Origin of the sequence: Streptomyces sp. NPDC093252 (assembly GCF_040683675.1) — a bacterium.
GTDB lineage: Bacteria > Actinomycetota > Actinomycetes > Streptomycetales > Streptomycetaceae > Streptomyces.
The window spans coordinates 1-23622 of record NZ_JBFBEM010000009.1 but is presented as its reverse complement, the minus strand read 5'-3'; the positions used below and the strand labels follow the sequence as shown (position 1 = coordinate 23622).

Here is a 23622-nt window from a genome sequence, read left to right as displayed (position 1 = left end):
GTCGGCGTCCCGGGCAGCGGACCCGACATCACGAAATCTCACGGAACGTAATGCTCAAGTGACTCTGATGTGAAGCAAGCCGTGGCCAACGGTGCTTCCGGGATGATGATCCGGAAAAGTTGCGCTTCAGGCGGCGGGTGGCGCGAGTGGCGGCGCGGATCTCTCGTACAGTTTGCGCCGTGGGATCTCTGCGCAATCCGGTCGGGCCGCTTCCCTCCTCCATCTACTGGCGACGGAGGGTCGTCATCGTGTCCGTGGTCGCCCTGCTGGCGCTGCTGACCACCTGGATCGTGCTCTCGCGCGGCGGAGGCGACGAGAACGCCGCCGAGGGGTCCAACAGCAAGAACCCCGCGCCCTCCATCACCCCCGGCCCATCCGGGTCCGGACCCGCGATCAGCCAGGCCCCGGGCGGACGCGACGAGTCCGGCGACGGCAGTGACGACGGAAGCGGCACTGGGAACGGCAGCGGAAGCGGAGGCGGAGATACCGGCGGCAATGCGGGTGCCGGGGGATCCGAGGGCTCGGGTGACGGGGAGACGGGCGGCAGCGCCAGTTCCGGCGGCTCCGCTACGGGCGGCGCCACCGGGGGCGGTACGGCCGTCGGGGCGGGGGACGCGCTTCCCGCGGGTTCGCCGCTGCCCGACTGCGCGCCCGGCTCCGTGACCCTGACCGTGCGCAGCGTCCGCAACTCGTACTCACCCGACCAGAAGCCCCAGTTGCAGCTCATCGCCCGGAACTCCGGCTCCAGCGACTGCAAGGCGGATCTCGGCCCCAAGGGCGCGGTGGTGACCATCACCCAGGCCGGGGAGGACGACGCGTTCTGGTCGTCGGGGGACTGCCCCTCGGGCGCGGCCAGCCTCCTGTACCGGGTGCCCGCCGGAAGCGGGGTCACGTACACCCTCGACTGGAACCGTCAGCGCAGCGCCCCCGAGTGCGCCACCCCCGCTCCGGGGCGGGCCGGGGCCGGGACGTATCTGGTGGAGGCCCGGGCCGAGGGCTTCAGCAAGGTGCAGACGTCGTTCGTCCTGACGGCGGACTGACCCGGAACGCAGGGGCCTGAGTGGCGTGGCCTGAGTGCGGGTCCTGAGTACGGGCCCCGACTGCGGGTCCTGAGCGCAGGGGCCGCCTCCTTCGGAGGAACCGGCCTCCGGGAGATTCCTGCCTCCGGAGGAAGCGGCCTCCGGAGATTCCGGCTTCCGGAGGAACCGGCCTCGGCCTCCAGGCGACTCCGGTCTCCGGGGATCCGGCGAGGGCGACCGGAGAACAGGCCCTAGACGTACCGTTCCAGGATCGACGACTCCGCCAGCCGCGACAGCCCTTCGCGGACGCTCCGCGCCCGCGCCTCGCCGACCCCGTCCACCGTCTGGAGGTCGTCGACGCTCGCCGCCAGCAGCTTCTGGAGCCCGCCGAAGTGCTCCACCAGCCGGTCGATGATGGCGCCCGGCAGCCGCGGGACCTTGGCCAGCAGCCGGAACCCGCGCGGCGACACCGCCGTGTCGAGGGTCTCGGGGGACCCGGTGTAGCCGAGCGCCCGCGCGACCGTGCCCAGCTCCAGCAGCTCGGCGTGGCTGAGCGCGTCCAGTTCGGAGAGCGCCTCCTCGACCGTGCGGGAACGCTTCACCGTGGGCTCGGGGACGTAGTCCCGTACGACCAGCTCCCGGTCGGGCTCGACCCCGGCGATCAGCTCCTCCAACTGGAGCGCCAGCAGCCGCCCGTCGGTGCCCAGTTCGACCACGTACTCGGCGATCTCGGTGGCGATCCGGCGGACCATCTCCAGCCGCTGCGCGACCGCCGACACGTCCCGGACCGTCACCAGGTCCTCGATCTCCAGCGCCGACAGGGTGCCCGCGACCTCGTCCAGGCGGAGCTTGTAGCGCTCCAGGGTGGCGAGGGCCTGGTTGGCGCGGGACAGGATCGCCGCCGAGTCCTCCAGGACCCGGCGCTGACCGTCGACATAGAGGGCGATCAGCCGCATGGACTGCGATACGGAGACCACCGGGAAACCGACCTGCTTGGAGACCCGGTCCGCCGTGCGGTGCCGGGTGCCCGTCTCCTCGGTGGGGATCGTCGGGTCCGGTACGAGCTGGACGCCGGCGCGCAGGATCTTCGACAGGTCGGAGGAGATGACGATGCCGCCGTCGAGCTTGCACAGCTCGCGCAGCCGCGTCGCCGAGAACTCGACGTCCAGCACGAAGCCGCCGGTGCACATCGCCTCGACCGTCTTGTCACAGCCCAGCACGATGAGACCGCCGGTGTTGCCCCGCAGGATCCGCTCCAGGCCGTCGCGCAGTGCCGTACCCGGCGCCACGGCGCTCAGCGAGGCGCGCATCAGGCCCTCTGAACCGGCACTCCCACCGGACTTTCCGGGAGCTGCTGCCCGGTCGTTGGCTGCCACTGCACTCCTCCGGTCGCAGGTTCTCGGGCGTCCCGTACGGCGTCCCGTTTCGCGCACTCGGTTCGTACGGACGGGCGAGACCTGGGCAAAGTCTACCGGCGGTCCTCCTCGTCCCGGGGGGCCTCCCGGCGACGGGAGCGCGGCAGCACCCGCAGCGCGTCCCCTATGTCCGCGACTTCCAGGACCTTCATACCGGGTGGGATCTTGCCCGGATCACCCGGTACGAGGGCATGGGTGAAGCCCAGCCGGTGCGCCTCGGAGAGTCTGCGCTGGACGCCCGTGACCCGTCTGACCTCCCCCGCGAGACCCACCTCGCCGATCGCCACGAGGTTCTTCGGCAGCGGAGTGTCGCTGGCCGCGCTGGCCAGGGCCAGGGCCACGGCGAGGTCCGCGGCGGGCTCGGAGAGCTTCACCCCGCCGACCGTCGCCGAGTAGATGTCCCGCTTGCCCAGGGCGCTGATCCGGCCGCGCTGCTCCAGCACCGCGAGCATCATCGACACCCGCGAGGTCTCCAGCCCGGAGGTGGTCCGGCGCGGGGAGGGGATCTGCGAGTCCACGGTGAGCGCCTGCACCTCGGCCACCAGCGGGCGGCGGCCCTCCAGGGTGACGGTCAGACAGGTGCCGGGCACCGGCTCGGCGCGGCGGGTCAGGAACAGGCCGCTGGGGTCGGCCAGGCCCGTGATGCCCTCGTCGTGCAGCTCGAAGCAGCCGACCTCGTCGGTGGCGCCGTAGCGGTTCTTGACGCCCCGGACCAGGCGCAGGCGCGCGTGCCGGTCGCCCTCGAAGTGCAGGACGACATCCACCAGGTGCTCCAGCAGGCGCGGGCCCGCGATGGCGCCGTCCTTGGTGACATGGCCCACCAGGAGCGTCGACATGCCGCGCTCCTTGGAGGCCCGGATCAGCGCGCCGGCCACCTCGCGCACCTGCGCCATGCCGCCGGGCGCGCCGTCGATCTCCGGGGACGCCACCGTCTGCACCGAGTCCAGGATCAGCAGGGACGGCTTCACCGCGTCCAAGTGGCCCAGGACGGCCGCGAGATCCGTCTCCGCGGCGAGGTAGAGATGGTCGGCGAGGGCCTTGATGCGGTCCGCGCGCAGCCGCACCTGGCTCGCCGACTCCTCGCCGGTCACATAGAGCGTGCGGTGCTCGTCGCTGGCCGACTTGGCCGCCACGTCCAGCAGCAGGGTCGACTTGCCGACGCCGGGCTCGCCCGCGAGGAGCACCACCGCGCCGGGCACGAGACCGCCGCCCAGGACCCGGTCCAGCTCGGGCACGCCGGTGGTGCGGGCGGTGGCCTGACGGCCGTCGACCTGGCCGATGGGGAGCGCGGAGGTGGTGACCCGGCCCGGGGTCGTCGTACGGACGGCGGGCGTGCCGTACTCCTCGATCGTGCCCCACGCCTGGCACTCGGGGCAGCGGCCGAGCCACTTGGCCGTCTGCCAGCCGCATTCGGTGCAGCGGTAGGACGGTCGGTCCTTCGTGGATTTGGTACGGGCAGCCATGCGGCGACCCTAGCCGCTGGCACTGACAACGGCGTCGGCGCTCGCGCCGCCCCCGGCGCACCCGGGCCCGCCCGGACCCGCCCGGACCGGTCGGACCGACCGGGAGAGCACGACGCGGCCCGCTCCCGACTGCCCCTCACCACCCTCAAACTCGGCCATCCCGTCGAGAACCAGCCAGGGAATGAATCGTTCCTGTCCCCCATTGAGGGATCGTTTCACCCGTACGGATTAAATGTGCTCAAGGTGGGAGAAGGGGCCGTCGCGCGCCCCCTACGGTCCACGAGTGACGACCAGCAGCCAGCAGACAGCGACCCGCACCACCGGCGCACACCGGGCGCGCAGGGAGGCACGTGACCGCGCTGCGGCGCGCACGCTGGCGCAGCGCCCACCCGCGCGCTACGAGCCGTATCTGGACGGCCTGTTCACCTACTGCCTCTCCGTCCTGTGCGACCACGACACGGCGACCGCCGCCCTCGGCGACGCCCTCGCGCTGGCCGAGCGCCGGGGCACCCGCGCCCCGGAGGACCCCGGTGACCGGCGCGCCTGGCTGTACGCGCTGGCCCGCTGGACCTGTCTGCGGAAGCTGGCCGAGGCCAAGCAGAAACGTCAGGGCACGCACGCCTCCGGCCGAGCGCACCCCCGCGCACAGTTCCCCGCGCCCCACGCCTCCGCGCCGTACGGCGCCCACCCCCCGACGCACCCCGGCGCGCACGCCCCCGCGCACCCGCCCCTCGCCGAGGAGGTGCAGGCACTGCGGCGGCGCGAACTGGCTCTGCTGGCCTGGCCCGAGGCCGCCGGGACCTCCCCGGAGCAGCGCGAGGCCCTCGAACTGGCCGTGCGCCACCATCTGGCCGCCCATGAGGTCGCCGCCGTGCTCGGCATGGACCCGGCCACCGCCCGCGAACTGCTCGCCTCCGCCGCCTGCGAGGTGGAACGCACCCGCGCGGCGCTCGCCGTGGTCGAGACCGGCGGCTGCCCCGGCGTCGCCCGCCTCACCGGCGACCACCGGCTGGTGCTCAGCACGGCCCTGCGCCGGGAACTCGTCCGCCATGTCGACGACTGCCCCCGCTGCCGCCGCACCGCCCAGCGCGCGGTGCCCGGCCGCTGGCCCGGCGCCACCGTCACCCCCGCCGAACTGCCCGTCCTGGAGGCGCCCCGCGCCGCCCTCCACCGGGCGCTCACCCACCACACCCGCGCGCGGGGGGCCGCCGTACCGCGCTACGACCGGCGTGGCTTCCCGATGGACCCCAAGGACCGCGCCGCCCGCAGGGACCGCATCCGCGCGCGGGCCGTCACCACGACCGTCGTCGCCACGGTTGTCGCCGCGCCCGTGATCGCCCTGTGGTCGGCCTACCGCGGCGCCCCCGCGGTCACCGACGGACAGGGCGGTCCCGGCGCGACCGCCACCCAGGAGGACGGTTCCGCCGGACTCGATGGCACCGGCTCCGGCTACCAGAACGCGGGCAGCGCCGGCGACCGCCCCGACCGCTTCGGCACCGGCGACCGCCCCGATGTCTCCGTCCAGGTGCTCAGCGTGTCCGGTGCCGGGCACCAGGGGGCCGCCCGGATGGACGTCACCGCGGCCAACAGCGGTGACACCACCCTCATCACCCTCACCGCCACCGGCGACACGCCGGTGAGCTGGTCCGCGTCCACCGGCGCCGCCTGGCTCTACCTCAGCCGCTCCTCGGGAACCCTCCAGCCCGGCGAGTCGTTGACGATCAAGGTGTACGTGGACCATCTGCGCGAGCCGTCCGGCCACTGGAGCGCGCGGGTGGCGGTCTCCCCGGCCGGGGCGGTCGTCTCCATCGAGGGCTACGGCACCGCGCCCACGCCGACCGCGCCCCGTCCCACACCCACCCGCACCCCGCCGCCGACCGACCCGGAACCCACCCCACCCGAGCCGACCCCGACGGCCACCACCCCGACCGGCCCGCCCAGCAGCCCCCCACCGACCCCGACGGACCCCGAGCCCACCCCGACGGACCCGTCCCCGACGGACCCCGGTTCGACCCCACCGCCGAGCGAGCCGGGGCAGCCCGGTCCGGGGTGAGCGACCCGGAGGGTGAGTGACCCGCAGGGTGAGCGATCCAGGGGCTTGGTCTACCCGGGGGCTGATTCACCCGGGGGAGCCGACGGGCTCGGGCTGAGCAGCGGGGGTCGGCTGACGCCGGGCTGGATGCTGTGAGGCCGGTGGGCGCTGGGCTGGATCCTGTGGGGTTGGCTGGCCCCCGGTTGGATGCTGCGCGGTCGATGGGCGTCGGACTGGATGCCATGGGGTCGGTGGGCCCCGGGCTGGACGGTGCGGGGCCGGCTGGCCTTGGGCTGGACGGTGTGGCGTCGGTCGGCGCCCGCCCGGACGGTGTGGCGCCGGGCCGGGCAGTCGGGCTCAAGCCATGCCGACACGCCGCCCACGGTGAGGGCCGCTCCCGCCCGGCGACATGCCCTCCCCAAGCCCCGCCCTCAGCCCGTTCCCCGAGCTCGCCCTCCAGCCCGTCCCAGGCCCCTCAGCCACCCCCGCAGGACCCGAACCGGCGGAACCGGTGGAGCCCCGGCGGAACCGGCGGAATCGGCCGCCGGCTCCCCCTGAGGCACCCCTCACCTCTCACCCCTCCGCGTCCCCCGAACCCGCCAGACCCACCGGGCGCGCCAGACCCTCTGAGTCCCCTGAACCCTCCGCGTCCCCCGACCCCCCCGGCCGCGCCAACTCCACCGGATCCGCAGGATGCGCAGCCAGCAGCGGCAACCCCGACGCCAGCCGCTCCTCGCACAGCTCGACCAGCCGGTCGTAGCCCGCCTTGCCCATCAGCTCGGTCAGCTCGGGCCGGTAGGACACGTACACCGGGTCGCCCGCGCCGTGCGCCGAGGTCGCGGACGTGCACCACCAGTGCAGATCGTGGCCGCCCGGACCCCAGCCCCGGCGGTCGTACTCGCCGATGGACACCTGGAGCACGCGCGTGTCGTCGGGACGGTCGATCCAGTCGAAGGTGCGCCGCACCGGTAGCTGCCAGCAGACGTCCGGCTTGGTCTCCAGCGGTTCCCGGCCCTCCCGGACGGCCAGGATGTGCAGCGAGCAGCCCGCGCCCCCGGCGGAACCGGGCCGGTTCTGGAAGATGCAGGAGCCCTGGAAGGGGCGGGTCTGGCGGTCGCCGTCCTCGTCCTCGGAGACCCAGCCGCGCGCGTGGCCCTCGTCGTGGTGCTGCCAGATGTCCGGCGTGAGCCGTGCCACGAACCCGGCGACGCGCTGCTCGTCGTCCTCGTCGGAGAAGTGCGCGCCCAGCGTGCAGCACCCGTCGTCCGCGCGGCCCGCCTGGATGCCCTGGCAGCCGCTTCCGAAGACGCAGTTCCAGCGGGAGGTCAGCCAGGTCAGATCGCAGCGGAAGACCTGCTCGTCGTCCGCCGGGTCCGGGAACTCGACCCACGCGCGCGGGAAGTCCAGCCCCTGCTCGTCGGCGGGCGCGGCCTCCGCGGCGGCCTGCCCTTTGACCTTCTTGCCGACTTTCACCGCTTTATCGATCATGTCGACCTTGTCGGCTTTGCCGGTCTTACCGACTTTGTCGGCCTTACCGGTCTTGCCGCTCTTCGCCTTTTTCGTCTTTGGCACGGGTCCAGGGTAAGTCGCGGAACCCCCTCCACGGGACTGCTCGGGAACCGGCCTCCGGGGCAAAGGATCGCGCCACTGGCAGTAGCGTTCCGGGTATGAGACTCGGTGTCCTCGACGTGGGAAGCAACACGGTGCATCTGCTGGTGGTGGACGCGCACCCGGGCGCGCGCCCGCTGCCCGCGCACTCGCACAAGGCGGATCTGCGCCTCGCCCAACTGCTGGAGGACGACGGGTCCATCGGCACCGCCGGTGTCGACCAGTTGATCACCATCGTGCACGAGGCCCTCCAGGCCGCCGAGGACAAGGGCGTCGAGGAGATCCTGCCGTTCGCCACCTCCGCCGTGCGCGAGGCCACCAACGCGGACGACGTCCTCGCGCGCGTACGCGCCGAGACCGGCGTCGAGCTGCGGGTGCTGACCGGCGAGCAGGAGGCCCGGCTGACCTTCCTCGCGGTACGCCGCTGGTTCGGCTGGTCGGCCGGAAAGCTGCTGGTCCTGGACATCGGCGGCGGCTCCCTGGAGATCGCCTTCGGTATCGACGAGGAACCCGACGCCGCCGTCTCCCTCCCGCTGGGCGCCGGCCGCCTCACCGCCGCCTGGCTGCCCGGCGACCCGCCCGGACCGGACGCCATAAGGGCCCTGCGCCGCCATGTGCGGGCCCGGATCGCCCGCACGGTGGGGGAGTTCAGCCGGTTCGGTGCCCCCGACCATGTGGTCGCCACGTCCAAGACGTTCAAGCAGCTCGCCCGGATCGGCGGCGCCGCCCGCAGCGCCGACGGCCTCTATGTGCAGCGCGACCTCAAGCGCGAGTCCCTGGAGGCATGGGTGCCGAGGCTCGCCTCGATGACCATCGCCGAGCGCTCCGAACTCCCCGGCGTCTCCGACGGCCGCGCGGGCCAGCTCCTCGCCGGTGCCCTGGTGGCCGAGGGGGCGATGGACCTGTTCGGCGTGGAGACCGTGGAGGTCTGCCCCTGGGCCCTGCGCGAGGGCATCATCCTGCGCAAACTGGACCGCATGGGCACCACCATGACCCCGGCGATGCCGACGGACCTGGCGGACCTGTAGCCGAACGGACGGGGCGGGCCGGGGACAGAACCGCAGCAGGCCGAGCGGCAGCGCCTGCCCCCGTCCCGCGGGAGCCGCACAGCCCCCGCCCCCGCCCCCCGCCCCGGATCCCCCCAAGCACCGCCCCACCCCCTCCTCCCCCTCCTCCCCCTCGTCCACCCAGCTCCCCAGCCCCCCAGCTCCCCATCCACCCGGACCCACCGCCAATCCCACGTACGCTGTGCTTCGTGGCACCCCCTGTCGTACGCATTCCGGACGCGAAGGTCGCCCTCTCGACGGCCTCGGTCTACCCGGAGTCGACGGCGACGGCCTTCGAGATCGCCGCGCGCCTGGGCTACGACGGCGTCGAGGTCATGGTCTGGAACGACCCGGTCAGCCAGGACATCGACGCCCTGCGCCGGCTCGCCGACTACCACCGGGTCCCGATCCTCGCCGTGCACGCCCCCTGCCTGCTCATCACGCAGCGCGTCTGGTCGACCGACCCCTGGACCAAGCTCCAGCGCGCCCGCGCCGCCGCCGAGCGGCTCGGCGCGAGCACGGTCGTGGTCCATCCGCCGTTCCGCTGGCAGCGCCAGTACGCGCGGGACTTCGTCACCGGGATCTGGCGCATGGCCGACGAGACCGACGTCCGGTTCGCCGTCGAGAACATGTATCCCTGGCGCTACCGCGACCGCGAGATGCTCGCGTACGCCCCCGACTGGGACGTCACCAAGGACGACCACCGGCACTACACGATCGACCTCAGCCATACGGCGACCGCCCGCACCGACGCCCTGGACATGGTCGACCGGATGGGCGACCGCCTCGGCCATGTCCATCTCGCCGACGGCCGGGGTTCGGCCAAGGACGAGCACCTGGTGCCCGGCCGCGGCACCCAGCCCTGCGCCGAACTGCTGAACCGGCTCGCCGTGACCGGCTTCGACGGCCATGTGGTGATCGAGGTCAACACGCGCAGGGCGATGTCCAGCGCCGAGCGCGAGGCGGACCTCGCGGAGGCCCTCGCCTTCACCCGCCTCCATCTGGCCTCACCGACAAAGGTGACCCGGTCATGACCGACCCGAAGCACGACCCCAAGAGCACCCCCGGAACCCCGGCCCGGACGGGCACCCCCGAAACCCCCGCCCGTACCGGCACCCCTAAGACCCCCGTCCGGTCCAGCCCGCCCGGGACCCCCGTCCAGACCAGCCCCCCAAGGGCCCCCGCCCGAACCAGCCCCCCTGGGGCCCCCGCCCGATCCAACACCCCAGAGCCCCCCGCCCAGCCCGACACCCCTACGCCCCCCACAGCACCCCCCACCCCCCCCTCACCCCCCCGCCGCCGAGGCCGCCCCTCCCGTACCGACTCCGCCGACGGCCCCGCCACCCGCGACCGGATCCTGATCGCGGCCCGGGACAAGTTCGCCGAGCGCGGGTACGACAAGACCTCCGTGCGGGGGATCGCGACATCGGCCGGGGTGGACCCGGCCCTCGTCCACCACTACTTCGGCACCAAGGAGCAGGTCTTCGCCGCTGCCGTCGCCGCAGCCGCCGCCCCGGCGCTCCGCGCCCCCGACGTGGTGATCGACGGCCCTCTGGAGGCCGCCGGAGAGCGACTGACCCGCCATTTCTTCGCCGTCTGGGAGAACCCGGCCACCCGTAAGCCACTGCTGGCCATCGTCCGCTCCGCCGTGAACAACGAGGCCGCGCGGACCGTCTTCAGCAACATCATCGCCAGCACCCTGCTGAGCCGGATCGCCGACCAGGTCGATCTGCCCGACCCGAGACTCCGGACCGAGCTGGCGGCGTCCCAGTTGGTGGGGATCGCCATGATCCGCTATGTGATCAAGATCGAGCCACTGGCCTCGGTCGACGTCGAACGGATCATCGAACGGGTCGCCCCCGTGGTCCAGAGCCACCTGACCGCCCCCTGACCAGCCGTCCCCAACCGACCCCCTGACCAACCGACCACCAGCCACCCCTGACCAGCCGCCCCCACGCCACCCCACCCCCTGACCAGCCGGCCCCCAGCCACCCGGAACCTCCCGACCCACCCCCATGAGACATTCATCCCGAATCCCGGACAGGATGTCCATCCCTTGGAGCACGGGCGTACGCTCGTAACAGCCAGAACTCCGACGGCTCGGTTCCCGACCGCCGGAGCCCCCGGAACTCCCGGAACTCTCCGAAGGAGCGAGCGACGATGCCCGAGCTGAGGTCCCGCACAGTCACCCACGGTCGCAACATGGCGGGCGCCCGCGCCCTTATGCGCGCCTCCGGTGTACCCGGTGCGGACATCGGCCGGAAGCCGATCATCGCGGTCGCCAACAGCTTCACCGAGTTCGTGCCCGGTCACACCCACCTCGCGCCGGTCGGCCGGATCGTCAGCGAGGCGATCGTCGCGGCCGGCGGCATCCCGCGCGAGTTCAACACCATCGCGGTGGACGACGGCATCGCCATGGGCCACGGCGGCATGCTCTACTCCCTGCCCTCCCGCGATCTGATCGCGGACAGCGTGGAGTACATGGTCGAGGCGCACTGCGCCGACGCCCTGGTCTGCATCTCCAACTGCGACAAGATCACCCCGGGCATGCTCAACGCGGCCCTGCGGCTGAACATCCCCACGGTCTTCGTCTCCGGCGGCCCCATGGAGGCCGGCCGCGCCACCCTGGTCGATGGCACGGTCCGCACGCTCGACCTGATCGACGCCATGGTCGAGGCCGCGAACGAGAACGTGTCGGACGAGGACGTCCTCCGTATCGAGGAGAACGCCTGTCCGACCTGCGGCTCCTGCTCCGGCATGTTCACGGCCAACTCCATGAACTGCCTGACCGAGGCCATCGGCCTCTCCCTCCCCGGCAACGGCTCGGTCCTGGCGACCCACACGGCCCGCAAGCAGCTCTACGTGGACGCCGCGCGCACGGTCATGGAGGTGACCCGCCGCTACTACGAGCAGGACGACGCCACGGTCCTGCCGCGCAACGTCGCCACCTTCGCCGCGTTCGAGAACGCCATGGCGCTGGACATCGCCATGGGGGGCTCCACCAACACGATCCTGCACCTGCTGGCCGCCGCCCAGGAGGCCGAGGTCCCCTTCGGGCTGGCGGAGATCGACGCCGTGTCGCGGCGCGTGCCCTGCCTCGCGAAGGTCGCGCCGAACGTCGCCAAGGACCGCACGTACTACATGGAGGACGTGCACCGCGCGGGCGGCATCCCCGCGCTGCTCGGCGAACTGCACCGCGCGGGCCTGCTCAACGAGGACGTGCACGCCGTGCACAGCCCGTCCCTCGCCGACTGGCTGAAGACCTGGGACGTGCGCGGCGGCTCCCCGTCCCCCGAGGCGGTCGAGCTGTGGCACGCGGCGCCCGGCTGCGTCCGTTCCGCCGAGGCGTTCTCCCAGTCCGAGCGCTGGGACGCGCTGGACGAGGACGCCGAGGGCGGCTGCATCCGCTCCGCCGAGCACGCCTACTCCAAGGACGGCGGACTCGCTGTGCTCAAGGGGAACTTGGCGGTGGACGGGGCCGTTGTGAAGACAGCGGGTGTCGATGCGTCGATCTGGACCTTCGAGGGCCCCGCGGTCGTCTGCGAGTCCCAGGAGGAAGCCGTTGAGAAGATCCTGACCAAGCAGGTCAAGGAGGGTGACGTGGTGGTCATCCGCTACGAGGGCCCCAAGGGCGGCCCGGGTATGCAGGAGATGCTGTACCCGACCTCGTACCTCAAGGGCCGCGGCCTGGGCAAGGCGTGCGCGCTGGTCACCGACGGCCGCTTCTCCGGCGGCACCTCCGGCCTGTCCATCGGCCACGCCTCCCCCGAAGCGGCCTCCGGGGGCACGATCGCCCTGGTCGAGGACGGCGACCGCATCCGTATCGACATCCCCAACCGCTCGATGGAGCTGCTGGTCGACGACGCCGAACTCGCCCGCCGCGAGCAGGCGCTGGGCGGGGTCTACGCCCCGAAGAACCGCGAGCGCAAGGTCTCCGCCGCCCTGCGCGCCTACGCGGCGATGGCCACCAGCGCCGACCGGGGCGCGGTCCGCGACGTCAGCAAGCTGGGCTGAGCCGCATCCGACGGAGGGCGTGGGCCGAGCCCGCACCTGACCGAGGGCCGGCCGCCCGAAGAGAGGCAGGGACCGGCCACCACGAGGGGCCGCACGTGACGGGTGCGGCCCCTCCACCACCCCGGCCCACCGCCACCCCCGTCAAGGCCCTGCCACCCCCCTTACCTCTCCTCCACCGCGAACAGCGTCCCGTCCGGCGCCGCCCCGAACACCTTCCCGTCACCCACCACCGGTACCGGCAACCCCGACACCACCGACTCGCGCGCCGCCCCCGGCCGCGCCTCCGACTGCCCGAGCTGCTCGCCCTTCGCCGCGTCCACGGCGACGACCCGCCCGTCCCCGGCCCCGAAGTACAGCCGCCCCCCGGCCACCACCGGCGCCGACGGAAAACTCACCGACGTCTCCAGCCGCCACACCTGCGCCGCCTTCCCCGCGTCCACGGCCACCAGCGCCCCATCGGCCCCGATCACATACACCCGCTCCGCATCCCGTACGACACTCTGCGCGCCCGCGATCGGATAGCGGAGCGCGATCCGCCGCAGATCCCGCCGCTCCACGTCGTAGCGCACCACGGCATCCGTGTCGGCGTACGCCGCCGTCGTCGAGGTGAACCACAGCACCCCGTCCCGCGCGCCCACCAGGGTGAGCGTCCCGGTCAGCCGCCGCTGCCAACGGACGTCGCCGGTCTCCGGGTCGACAGCGCTGACCCGCGTCCCGTCCGCCCCGCCGGCGCCCACCGCGTACGCGTTCCCGTCGCCGTACGACTGGAACACCGGCTGGGTCAGCCCGTCCACCGTCCGCCGCCACTTCCGCTCCCCGGTGGCCGCGTCCAGCGCGGTGACCTCGGAGTCGTCGGCGGTGAGCAGGACGACCCCGCCGGCATGCGCGATCCGGCCGCCGAAGCCGGTCAGATCATGGGTCCAGCGGGTACGGCCGGTGTCCGGGTCCAGCGCGGCCAGCCGCCGCCCCCCGTCCGTGACCACATGCAGCAGCCCACCCGCCAGCACCGGCGGCTCGACGACCCCGTCCCCACCGACACCACCACCCGCCCCACCACCAGTCCCCGAGCCCGAGCCCGGGTCGGCCCGAATCCACCGCACCGACCCGTCCGCCGGATCCACCGCCGCGGCGAGCACCCCGGGCCGGGTGCAGAACAGCACGTCGGGCGCGTACACACAGCGCGGCATCCCCCCGGCCTCGGCCCCCTTCGCGCTCAGCGTCACCTCCCACGGCCGGAACGCCTCCCCCTGCCCCGATGCCCCCTGCCCGGCCGGCGGCGCGGCCGACTCACCCCCGGCCAGCACGAACACCCCGGCCCCGAGCGCCACGGCAACGGCCGCGGCACCCACCCCCGTCCACAGCCGCCGCCCGCGCGGCACCCGCACCCACCCCGGCCGCCCCTGCTGCTCCCCCTCCCCGCCGCCCGGCACTGCGCGCCGCCGATGGGTGGGCACCTCGGCCCGGCCCCCGGAGCGCTTCCCGCCACCCCCGCCACCCTCGCTGCCGCCTGCGCTCCCGCCCTCCCCGGACCCCTCGGTCGCCGCCCGCTGCTCCGGTATGAACGCCTGTGTGTCGTACGACGCCGACACCGACCGCAGCTCGGTCATCAGCTCATCGGGCGTCGGCCGGTCCTCGGGATCCTTGGCCAGACAGCGTGCGACCAGTTCCGTGAGGTCCTCCGGCACCCCTGTCAAGTCCGGCTCCTCGTGCACGACTTGATAGGCCACCAGATATGGACTGTCCGAATCGAACGGCCCGCTGCCGGTCGCCGCGTGCACGATGACCGACCCGAGGGCGAAGACATCGGCGGCGGGCCCGACATCACGCGGCCGACGGAACTGTTCCGGCGCCATGAAGGGCGGCGTGCCGATCAGTTTGCCGGTCTCGGTGCGCAGTTCACTGTCCGAGGGCCGGGAGATCCCGAAGTCGATGACTTTCGGCCCATCCTCGGCGAGCAGCACATTGCTGGGTTTGAGATCCCGGTGGACCACTCCGGCCCGGTGGATGTCCCGCAGCGCCTCCGCCAGCCCGGCCATCAACTGCCGTAGCCGAGCGGCCGGTAGCGCCCCGTTCCGCTTCACATACTCCGCGAGGGTCGGCCCGGGGATGAACAGGGTCGCCATCCAGGGCCGCCCGGCATGGGGATCGGCGTCCACGACCGGCGCGGTGAACGCCCCGCTGACCTTCCGCGCGGCCCCGACCTCCTGCCGGAACCGCCCCCTGAACTCGGGATCCTGCGCGAAATCGGCATGCACGACCTTCACCGCGAGCTTCAACCCGGAGGCCGACCGCGCCAGATGGACGACGCCCATCCCGCCGGAGCCCAACTCGGCCTCCAGCAGATACTGCCCGGCATACTGCGGAGATTCCGCTTCCGCGTCCGCGCCGGTGCTGCGCCATGGCGGCATCGCTCACCCCCGGATGCTCCTCCGCACGCACGACGCGCTGAGCCTAGTCGATGCTTCGTACGAAACCCCGGGCGCCTTGCTAGCCTCGGTGCGCCGCGCGATTTTGGCGTGAAGCGTTCATCACGCGGTTCATCACGCGGTTCATCGTGAAGGTTCATCCAGGGGGGAGAACGACATGGCCACGGAGAACACCGAGCAGGCGGTGCCACAGGGGGCGGACGAGGTCGAGGTCGAGGTCGAGGTCGAGACCGACGGTCAGGTGGCACAGTCGGCCGGCACGGACGCGGCGGCGGCACGGGTACGCGCGTACCCGGTGGCCCCCGGCGTCCGGCTGAACGTCCGCAGCGGCCCCGGTACCCACTACCGGATCGTCCGCGTCCTCCCCGAGGGCGCCACGGTCCCGATCTACTGCCAGCGCCCCGGCGACTCCGTCACCGGCCCGTACGGCACCTCGACCATCTGGGACTGCATCGCCAACGCCCAGTACGTCTCCGACGCCTATGTGAACACGGGCAGCGACGGCTACGTCGCCCCGCGCTGCTCCTGACCCACCCGCATTCCGGCCCACCAGGCCCCTGGGCCACTGCCTTGCGGGCCACCCCGGACCACCTGGTACCCAGGCCACCTGCAATCCGGCCCACCAGGCCCCCGGCCCACCCGAAACCCGGGCCACCAGGCATCCGACCCACCAAGGCACCCCGGCCCACCCCGACCCACCAGGGCCCAAGGCTCCCGGCGATCCCATCCCGATCACCGGGAGCCGCACCATGCCACCCATTCCCCGCTCCCTCCGGGCATACCCCACTCCCTCCGGGACCCCCGAGGGGGAACCCCTTCCTCCACCCCCCCCGGAAAACCCGCTCCGCACCACCCGCAGCCCCCACACCCCCACCCAGTGATAATCGACGGGTGAGTGAGAACCCGAAGGGCAAGCCCGGCAGACCCGCGAAGGCCAAGACCGGCGAGACCGACACGGACGGGACAACCCCCGCCCCCACCCCCGCCCGTCAAACGCCCCGCACCGAAACCCCGGCCCCCACTGCCGACGCCCCCCACCCCGACACGATCCGCTTCTTCGGCACGACCTGGGTCGACCACACCGACGGCTACCTCCTGCGCCGCATCGGTGTCGCCGTCGGCTCCCTCGCCGCGGCCGTCGCCGCCTGCCTGGTGCTGCGCTTCGCCTACCAGGGCCTCCAACTCGCCAACACCGGCAGCTTCGTCACGCTCCTGGTCGTCGTGATGTTCGCGGTGTGCAGCGCGCTGGCCTTCCGCACCACCTGGGACACCTTCTCCCGGCGCCCCGAACCGGACCGCCAGTCCTCCCTGCGCGGCCTCCTCGCCATCGGCTTCGTGGGCTCCCTCCTCGCCTACTTCTTCCGCTCCCTGACCGAGGCCCCCGGCGAGAAGCTCCACCGCCAGGAGTACGAGGAGGCCCGCCGCACCCACGCGAAGCGCACCTCCCGCCGCACGGGCAACCCGGCGAAGAAGCGCCGCCGCCAATAACCCCACCCACCCCAAACCCTCACTCCTCGCCCCACTCCTCCCGTCCCCCTCCCTCCCCTTCTCTCCCCTTCCTCTCCCCCTCCGCCCACCATGGCCGTTATGACGACACCTCCACCGGCCTCACCGACCACCCGGGACCGCGCCCGCTCCTTCGACTCCGCCGCCGCCCAGTACGCCGCCAACCGCCCCTCCTACCCGCCCGCCCTCCTGGACGCCGTCGAGGAACTCTCCGGCCGCCCCCTGGCCGGCGCCCGGGTGGCGGACATCGGCGCCGGTACGGGCATGGCGACGGCACTGCTGCGGGACCGCGGCGCCGAGGTGATCGCCGTCGAGCCCGGCGCGGGCATGGCCGCCGAGTTCCGCCGGACCCTCCCCGACGCCCCCGTCGTCCGGGGCGACGGCGACCGTCTCCCGCTGGCCGACGCCTCCGTCGACCTCGTCACCTACGCCCAGTCCTGGCACTGGACCGACCAGGCCCGTTCGCTCCCGGAGGCCCTGCGCGTCCTGCGTCCGGGCGGCGCCCTCGCCCTGTGGTGGAACACCGACGCCCTGGACATCGACTGGATCGCCGAGCAGTCCCGCCGCGTCCACCGCACCTTCGCCCGCGACGCCGCAGGCGAGGTCCGCCGGATCACCGGCCACGCCATCGACGCCCCGAACGGCCCCGACTTCGCCCACCGCCGCATCCGCTGGAGCCGCCGGGTCCCACTGGACGTCCATCTGGCCAACCTCGGCAGCCACTCGATCTTCCTCGTCGCCGACGAACACACCCGCACCACCTTCCTCACCGAGGAGCGCGCCCACCTCCTGGCCCACTTCCCGACCGCCCACATCGAAGAGACCTACGACGTAGAACTCCTCGTAGCCACCCCCCACCCCTGACCAGTACCTCCTCCCCTCCCCCCCTCGTGCGGCGGCCCCTAGCAAGGGTCCGCCACACAGGCATGCCCCCACCCCGCTTGACCCCACCCCACCCCCGGAGGATTATTCACCGCATGATGAATAAACCCCCACCCCCACCCCCACCCACCTCCCTCCCCACCACCCCCACACCCCCAGCCATAAGCGCCAAGAACCTCACCGTCGTCCGCGGCCCCCGCACCGTCCTGCGCGCCCTCGACTTCACCGTCCCGCCCGGCCAGATCACCGGCCTGCTCGGCCCCTCCGGCTGCGGAAAGTCCACCCTGATGCGAGCCGTCGTCGGCACCCAGGCCAAGGTCACCGGCACCCTCGACGTCCTCGGCCGCCCCGCGGGCCACCCCACCCTGCGCACCCGCATCGGCTACGTCACCCAGGCCCCCTCCGTCTACGACGACCTCACCGTCCGGCAGAACCTCGACTACTTCGCCGCCGTCCTCCACCCCGGCCGCGCCGCCGCGGCCCACCGCCGCGCGGGCGTCACCCGCGCCATCGCCGACGTCGACCTCACCCGCCACGCCGACTCCCTCGCCGGCCGGCTCTCCGGCGGCCAGCGCAGCCGCGTCTCCCTCGCCGTCGCCCTCCTCGGCGCCCCCGAACTCCTCGTCCTCGACGAACCCACCGTCGGCCTCGACCCCGTCCTGCGCCGCGACCTCTGGAACCTCTTCCACTCCCTCGCCGCCACCCGCGGCGCCACCCTCCTCATCTCCTCCCACGTCATGGACGAGGCCGAGCGCTGCCACCGCCTCCTCCTGATGCGCGAGGGCGAGATCCTCGCCGACGACACCCCCGCCGCCCTGCGCACCCGCACCGGCCGCGACACCGTCGAAGCGGCCTTCCTCCACCTGGTCGACGAAGCCGTCACCGCCGCCCGGACAAAGGAACCCACCGCATGACCACCACCGACGCCCAGCCCCCGCCCCCCAACGAACCGACCGACACACCCACCGCCCCCTCAGCCACCACCACCCCCTCACACCCCACACCCCCCACCACTCCACCCACCCCCACCGGCATCCTCAACCCCTCCCGCACCCTGGCCACCGCCGCCCGAGTCCTCCGCCAGCTCCACCACGACCCGCGCACACTCGCCCTGCTGATCCTCATCCCCTGCCTGATGCTCCTCCTGCTGCGCTACGTCTTCGACGAAGGCGACCGCCCTGCCGCCACCTCCGCCACCGCCGACACCTTCGACACCATCGGCGCCTCACTCCTCGGCATCTTTCCGCTGATCACGATGTTCCTGGTCACCTCGATCGCCACCCTGCGCGAACGCACCTCGGGCACCCTCGAACGCCTCCTCGCCATGCCCCTGGGCAAGGGCGACCTGATCGCCGGCTACGCCCTCGCCTTCGGCCTTCTCGCGATCATCCAGTCGGCCCTGGCCACCGCCCTCGCGGTCTGGGCCCTCGGCCTCGACGTCACCGGCTCCCCCTGGCTGCTGCTCCTGGTGGCCCTGCTCGACGCCCTGCTCGGCACAGCCCTCGGTCTCTTCGTCTCGGCCTTCGCGGCCTCCGAGTTCCAGGCGGTCCAGTTCATGCCCGCGGTGATCTTTCCCCAGCTCCTCCTCTGCGGCCTCTTCGCCCCCCGCGACCAGATGCACCCCGCCCTCGAAGCCATCTCCAACGTCCTCCCCATGTCCTACGCCGTCGACGGCATGAACGAGGTCCTCCAGCACACCGACATGACCGCCACCTTCCTCCGCGATGTCCTGGTCGTCGCGGGCTGCGCCCTCCTCGTCCTGTTCCTGGGCGCCGCAACCCTCCGCCGCCGCACCCCCTGACCACCCCGCCCTCACCCCGCGCCCTCACCCCCACCCCTCACCCCGAGACGCCCCTACCTCCCCAACCCTCACCCCTACCCCTCACCCCCACCCGTCCGCCCACCGGACAGACCCCCCACCCCCCACCCCCGAGTGCAAGGATGAAACCGGACGACACACCCCCGGAGGGCCCCGCACCATGACGCAGAAAGTCGCAGTCCTAGGCACCGGAAAAATCGGCGAAGCCCTGCTCAGCGGAATGATCCGAGGCGGCTGGGCACCCGCCGACCTCCTGGTCACCGCCCGCCGCCCCGAGCGCGCCGAGGAACTCCGCGCCCGCCACGGAGTCACCCCCGTCACCAACACCGAGGCCGCCAAGACCGCCGACACCCTGATCCTCACGGTCAAACCGCAGGACATGGGCACCCTCCTGGACGAACTCGCCCCCCACGTCCCCGCCGACCGCCTGATCATCAGCGGCGCGGCCGGCATCCCCACCTCCTTCTTCGAGGAGCGCCTGACCACCGGCACCCCCGTCGTCCGCGTCATGACGAACACCCCCGCCCTCGTGGACGAGGCCATGTCCGTCATCTCGGCCGGCAGCCACGCCACCCCGGACCATCTCGCCACCGCCGAGGAGATCTTCGGCGCCGTCGGCAAGACCCTCCGCGTCCCCGAGTCCCAGCAGGACGCCTGCACCGCCCTCTCCGGCTCCGGCCCGGCCTACTTCTTCTACCTGGTCGAAGCCATGACCGACGCCGGCATCCTGCTGGGCCTCCCCCGCGACAAGGCCCATGACCTGATCGTCCAGTCAGCGATCGGCGCCGCCGTGATGCTCCGCGACAGCGGCGAACACCCGGTCAAGCTCCGCGAGAACGTCACCTCCCCGGCCGGCACCACCATCAACGCCATCCGCGAACTGGAGAACCACGGCGTACGGGCCGCCCTCATCGCCGCCCTGGAAGCCGCCCGCGACCGCAGCCGCGAACTGGCCTCCGGCAACAACTGACCGACACCAACCGACCGACACCAACTGACCGGCCACAAGTGATCGGCCACCACCGACCCCACCGGCTCGGCACAAGGCTCACCCCACCCCCCGCACCACCTCCGCCGTGGTCACCACCCGCGCGAAGCCGCCCCCGTGCAGATTCACCGCGGCGGCCCGCGCCGCCTCCTCCGCACTCAGCCGCCAGCCGAACGGCCCCTCCACATCAAAGGTGTAGGTGGCGTCATAGGCCGCCACCACATCGAACCCCAGATTGCCCCCCATCCGGGCCGTGGTCTCCACACACCAGTTGGTCTGGATCCCGACCACCACGATCTGCCTGATGCCCTCCCCCCTCAGCCAGCCCGCCAGATCCGGCGACCCGAGAAACGCGGAGTTCACCGACTTCGTCACCAGCACCTCCGCCCCGCCCCCCTTCCCCCGCCGCTCTTCCACGTACTCCTTGAAGTCATTGCCCGAGTACCCCCGCCGCAGCGGCGAGTCCTCCCGGGCCGAGTCATGCCGTACGAACACGACCGGCCGCCCCGACGCCTGCCAGACGTCGATCAACTCGGCGATCCGTTCATCTGCCTCCGGATGGTTCCGCGCCACCGACAGCGCGATCTCGTCGAACCCCCGCTGCACATCCACCACGACCAGCGCGGCGTTCCCAGCGATCTGTGTGAACTCTGCGGTCTCCATGCCCACGATCCTGTCGCCGCCCACCCCCACACCCCAGAGGTGCAGAAGACAGCGATCGATGAGTTACCGCCACCCGTGATGTACTCCCCCCATGGCCGACGACGACCCAGACGCCCCGAACCCCGAGAACACAGCCCCGGATCCCAAGAACGCCGCCCCGAGCCCCAAGAACGCCGCCTCGAACCCCTACCGGGTCGCCCTTCTCGCCTTCCCCGGCATCCGCGCCTTCGACGTCTCGATCATCACCGAGGTCTGGGGCACCGACCGCACCGCGCAGAACGCCCCCGCCTTCGACCTCCGCCGGGTCGCCACCGACACCACCCCCATCCCGATGCGCGGCGGCCTCACCCTCCACCCCGACCGCACGCTCGGCTGGCTGCCGCAGGCCGACCTGATCATCGTCCCCGGCCTCGACGACCACCTCACCCCCGCACCCGCCCCCCTCCTCCACGCCCTGCGCCGCGCCCACGCCCGAGGCACCACCCTCGCCTCCCTCTGCGGCGGCGCCTTCACCCTCGCCCAGGCCGGACTCCTCGACGACCGCCGCGCCATCACCCACTGGAACCTCGTCGACCTCCTGCGCGCCCACCACCCCCGCGTCACCGTCGTCCCCGACGCCCTCTTCCTCCAGGACGACAACATCTGGACCGCCGCCGGAACCGCCGCCGGCATCGACCTCTGCCTCCACCTCGTCCGCCGCTCCCACGGCGCCGAAGCCGCCGCCACCATCGCCCGCTCCATGGTCACGGCCCCCTTCCGCACCGGATCCCAGGCACAGTTCATCGAACACCCCACTCCCCACACCGACCGCGACGACGACACCCTCGCCGCCGTCCGCGAACACGCCCTCCGGCATCTGCACGAACCACTCACCATCGCCGACCTCGCCGCGCACGCGGGCATGTCCGAGCGCACCTTCGCCCGCCACTTCACCGCGGCCACCGGCACCACACCCCTGCGCTGGCTCCTGGACCAGCGCGTCGCCACCGCCCAGAAACTCCTGGAACGCACCGACCTCCCCATGCCCGAGGTCGCCCGCCGCGCGGGCTTCGGCAGCGAGGTCACCATGCGCCAGCACTTCGCATCGCGCCTCGCCACCAGCCCCCGCGCCTACCGAGCAGCGTTCAGCGCCCCCAACCCCCCACCCCCCTCAACCGAACCCCCACCCTCATCCCCATCCCCATCCCCCGACACTTGCGGCAACAGCCCGATCGCCCGATAAGCGGCATCCACGACCGGCCGCGCCATCCCCCGAGCCCGCGCCGCACCATCCCGCAGCACCCCCTCCACATACGCAGGATCCGCGCACAGCTCCCTGTGCCTGTCCTGTACGGGCCGCAGAACCTCCACCACCGCCTCCGCGGTGTCCTTCTTCAAGGCGCCGTACGTTTCATATACACCGCTCAGCGCCTCCGGGTTCCCACCCGTGCAGGCCGCGAGAATCTCCAGCAGATTCGCCACCCCCGGCCGCCGCTCCCGGTCGTACACGACCTCCCGCCCGCTGTCGGTCACCGCCCGCATGACCTTCCGCCGCACCACATCCGGCTCGTCCAGCAGATAGACGATGCCCGGCCCCGAGTCGTCGCTCTTCCCCATCTTCGATCTCGGGTCCTGAAGATTCATCACGCGAGCCGCCACCCCCGCCTTCGCCGCCCGAGGCACTACGAACGCCTGCCCGTACCGCTGGTTGAACCGCGCCGCCAGATCCCGCGCCAGCTCCACATGCTGCGTCTGGTCGTCCCCCACCGGCACCCGGTCCGTCCCGTACGCCAGGATGTCCGCCGCCATCAGCACCGGATACGTCAGCAGCGACAGCCGCACACTCCCGCCCCGCGCCCGCTGCCGCGCCGCCTTCTCCCTGTACTGGATCATCCGCCGCATCTCCCCGTCCGTCGCCACGCACTCCAGCAGATACGACAGCCGCGCGTGCTCATCTACATGGCTCTGCACGAACACGGTGCACAGCCGCGGATCCAGCCCCGACGCCAGCAGCAGCGTCGCCGCCTGCCGGCTCAGCCGCCGCACCCGCCCCGGATCGTGGTCCACGGTCAGCGCGTGCAGATCGACGATGCAGAACAGCGCGTCCGCCCGGTGCTGATCCACCTCGGCCCACCGCCGCACGGCCCCCAGATAGTTCCCCAGCGTCAGATGCCCGGTCGGCTTGACCCCGCTGAACACTCGCTCCATCCCTCGACCTCCCGCTCAGGACCACCGCACCCACCGGCCGCCCTCCCCAGGAGGGAGAAACAAGAACGGCCGCCAGGAGCGGCGGCCGTCGAATACATACGTGACTCAGGCCGCCGTCAGGCGGCCCACCAGAGCTGGTGGCACGTACGTGTCGTCATGTCGACCACAGTACGCCTCCAGGGTTCCGCCCGGACGAGAGTTGACACCGGACATGCCGATACGTAATGTTCTCCGGGCTGTCCGAAGTGAGCGCCGACCTGGTCGGTCCCCGGGCAGCCATTCCGCAAGTCCCACCACTCTCGGCGAACAGCCGGTCAGTTACCTGTCCGTCTGCCCGCTGTATTGCTGGCATGCGTATTTGCGAAATGAGGAATCCTCGTTCGAAAGGACGCGGACCCCGATTAGGTCGGGAGCCGGGAATCCGCTAAAGTCTCACTCGTCGGAAGGGCCGAACGGCCAGGAAGACAAACCCCGCTGACTGGGGATCAGGTCGAGAAAAGGATCTGATAGAGTCGGAGACACCGAAGGGAAGCGCCCGGAGGAAAGCCCGAGAG

The 23622-nt window shown here is 72.4% G+C and carries 18 protein-coding genes and 1 pseudogene; 13 read left to right on the top strand and 6 right to left on the bottom strand.

Going from position 1 to position 23622, the window contains the following annotated elements; translation table 11 throughout:
* Positions 1–179 precede the first annotated feature (179 nt).
* Positions 180–1040 (top strand): hypothetical protein, encoded by an 861-nt coding sequence (locus AB0O01_RS19815; protein ID WP_365314994.1) that lies wholly within the window; start codon positions 180–182, stop codon positions 1038–1040.
* 230 nt (positions 1041–1270) lie between these two features.
* On the opposite strand, the gene disA is transcribed toward AB0O01_RS19815, so the two are convergent.
* Together disA and radA are read right to left on the bottom strand one after the other, a co-directional pair.
* A complete protein-coding gene (gene disA, locus AB0O01_RS19810) occupies positions 1271–2395 on the bottom strand; it encodes a DNA integrity scanning diadenylate cyclase DisA (protein ID WP_365314992.1) in 1125 nt (374 codons plus the stop codon).
* A gap of 92 nt (positions 2396–2487) precedes the next feature.
* Entirely contained in the window at positions 2488–3897 is a 1410-nt protein-coding gene (radA, locus tag AB0O01_RS19805; protein ID WP_365314990.1) for a DNA repair protein RadA, read from the bottom strand.
* Between the two features lie 283 nt (positions 3898–4180).
* Here radA and AB0O01_RS19800 point away from each other — a divergent pair, with 283 nt between their 5' ends.
* Positions 4181–5950, top strand: coding sequence for a hypothetical protein (locus tag AB0O01_RS19800; RefSeq protein ID WP_365314988.1), 1770 nt, complete (start codon positions 4181–4183; stop codon positions 5948–5950).
* A 552-nt stretch (positions 5951–6502) separates the two neighbouring features.
* On the opposite strand, the gene AB0O01_RS19795 is transcribed toward AB0O01_RS19800, so the two are convergent.
* Entirely contained in the window at positions 6503–7501 is a 999-nt protein-coding gene (locus tag AB0O01_RS19795; protein WP_365314985.1) for a hypothetical protein, read from the bottom strand.
* 95 nt (positions 7502–7596) lie between these two features.
* Here AB0O01_RS19795 and AB0O01_RS19790 point away from each other — a divergent pair, with 95 nt between their 5' ends.
* From AB0O01_RS19790 to ilvD, 4 genes and pseudogenes are all read left to right on the top strand, one after another.
* Positions 7597–8565: a Ppx/GppA phosphatase family protein gene (locus tag AB0O01_RS19790; RefSeq protein WP_365314983.1), complete on the top strand. Its 969-nt coding sequence runs from the start codon at positions 7597–7599 to the stop codon at positions 8563–8565.
* A gap of 227 nt (positions 8566–8792) precedes the next feature.
* Complete coding sequence (locus tag AB0O01_RS19785) at positions 8793–9617, top strand: sugar phosphate isomerase/epimerase (RefSeq protein ID WP_365314982.1); 825 nt, start codon at positions 8793–8795, stop codon at positions 9615–9617.
* Positions 9618–9874: 257 nt separating this feature from the next.
* Positions 9875–10474: pseudogene (locus AB0O01_RS19780) on the top strand (TetR family transcriptional regulator); the annotation flags it as partial.
* Positions 10475–10743: 269 nt separating this feature from the next.
* Positions 10744–12597: a dihydroxy-acid dehydratase gene (gene ilvD / locus AB0O01_RS19775; protein WP_365314980.1), complete on the top strand. Its 1854-nt coding sequence runs from the start codon at positions 10744–10746 to the stop codon at positions 12595–12597.
* Positions 12598–12758: 161 nt separating this feature from the next.
* Here ilvD and AB0O01_RS19770 read toward each other — a convergent pair whose 3' ends face one another.
* Positions 12759–15005: a serine/threonine-protein kinase gene (locus AB0O01_RS19770; protein ID WP_365314978.1), complete on the bottom strand. Its 2247-nt coding sequence runs from the start codon at positions 15003–15005 to the stop codon at positions 12759–12761.
* Positions 15006–15180: 175 nt separating this feature from the next.
* Between AB0O01_RS19770 and AB0O01_RS19765 the strand changes: the two genes are divergently transcribed.
* The 6 genes from AB0O01_RS19765 to proC all read left to right on the top strand — a co-directional run bounded on the left by AB0O01_RS19765 (position 15181) and on the right by proC (position 20200).
* Positions 15181–15552 (top strand): SH3 domain-containing protein, encoded by a 372-nt coding sequence (locus AB0O01_RS19765; protein ID WP_365314976.1) that lies wholly within the window; start codon positions 15181–15183, stop codon positions 15550–15552.
* A 518-nt stretch (positions 15553–16070) separates the two neighbouring features.
* Complete coding sequence (locus AB0O01_RS19760) at positions 16071–16511, top strand: EamA/RhaT family transporter (protein ID WP_365315456.1); 441 nt, start codon at positions 16071–16073, stop codon at positions 16509–16511.
* A gap of 99 nt (positions 16512–16610) precedes the next feature.
* Positions 16611–17393, top strand: coding sequence for a class I SAM-dependent methyltransferase (locus AB0O01_RS19755; protein WP_365314974.1), 783 nt, complete (start codon positions 16611–16613; stop codon positions 17391–17393).
* Positions 17394–17509: 116 nt separating this feature from the next.
* Positions 17510–18325: an ABC transporter ATP-binding protein gene (locus AB0O01_RS19750; RefSeq protein WP_365315454.1), complete on the top strand. Its 816-nt coding sequence runs from the start codon at positions 17510–17512 to the stop codon at positions 18323–18325.
* A complete protein-coding gene (locus AB0O01_RS19745; RefSeq protein ID WP_365314973.1) occupies positions 18322–19212 on the top strand; it encodes an ABC transporter permease in 891 nt (296 codons plus the stop codon). The genes AB0O01_RS19750 and AB0O01_RS19745 overlap by 4 nt, the downstream gene beginning before the upstream one ends.
* Before the next feature lie 178 nt (positions 19213–19390).
* Entirely contained in the window at positions 19391–20200 is an 810-nt protein-coding gene (proC, locus tag AB0O01_RS19740) for a pyrroline-5-carboxylate reductase (RefSeq protein ID WP_365314971.1), read from the top strand.
* A gap of 78 nt (positions 20201–20278) precedes the next feature.
* On the opposite strand, the gene AB0O01_RS19735 is transcribed toward proC, so the two are convergent.
* Positions 20279–20881, bottom strand: coding sequence for a cysteine hydrolase family protein (locus AB0O01_RS19735; protein WP_365314969.1), 603 nt, complete (start codon positions 20879–20881; stop codon positions 20279–20281).
* A gap of 91 nt (positions 20882–20972) precedes the next feature.
* On the opposite strand from AB0O01_RS19735, the gene AB0O01_RS19730 reads away from it, so the two are divergent.
* The gene (locus AB0O01_RS19730; protein ID WP_365314967.1) at positions 20973–22103 is read left to right on the top strand and encodes a helix-turn-helix domain-containing protein; all 1131 of its coding nucleotides are present in this window, start codon (positions 20973–20975) and stop codon (positions 22101–22103) included.
* On the opposite strand, the gene trpS is transcribed toward AB0O01_RS19730, so the two are convergent.
* Positions 21992–23068: a tryptophan--tRNA ligase gene (trpS, locus tag AB0O01_RS19725; protein ID WP_365314966.1), complete on the bottom strand. Its 1077-nt coding sequence runs from the start codon at positions 23066–23068 to the stop codon at positions 21992–21994. The genes AB0O01_RS19730 and trpS overlap by 112 nt on opposite strands.
* Positions 23069–23622: the final 554 nt, after the last annotated feature.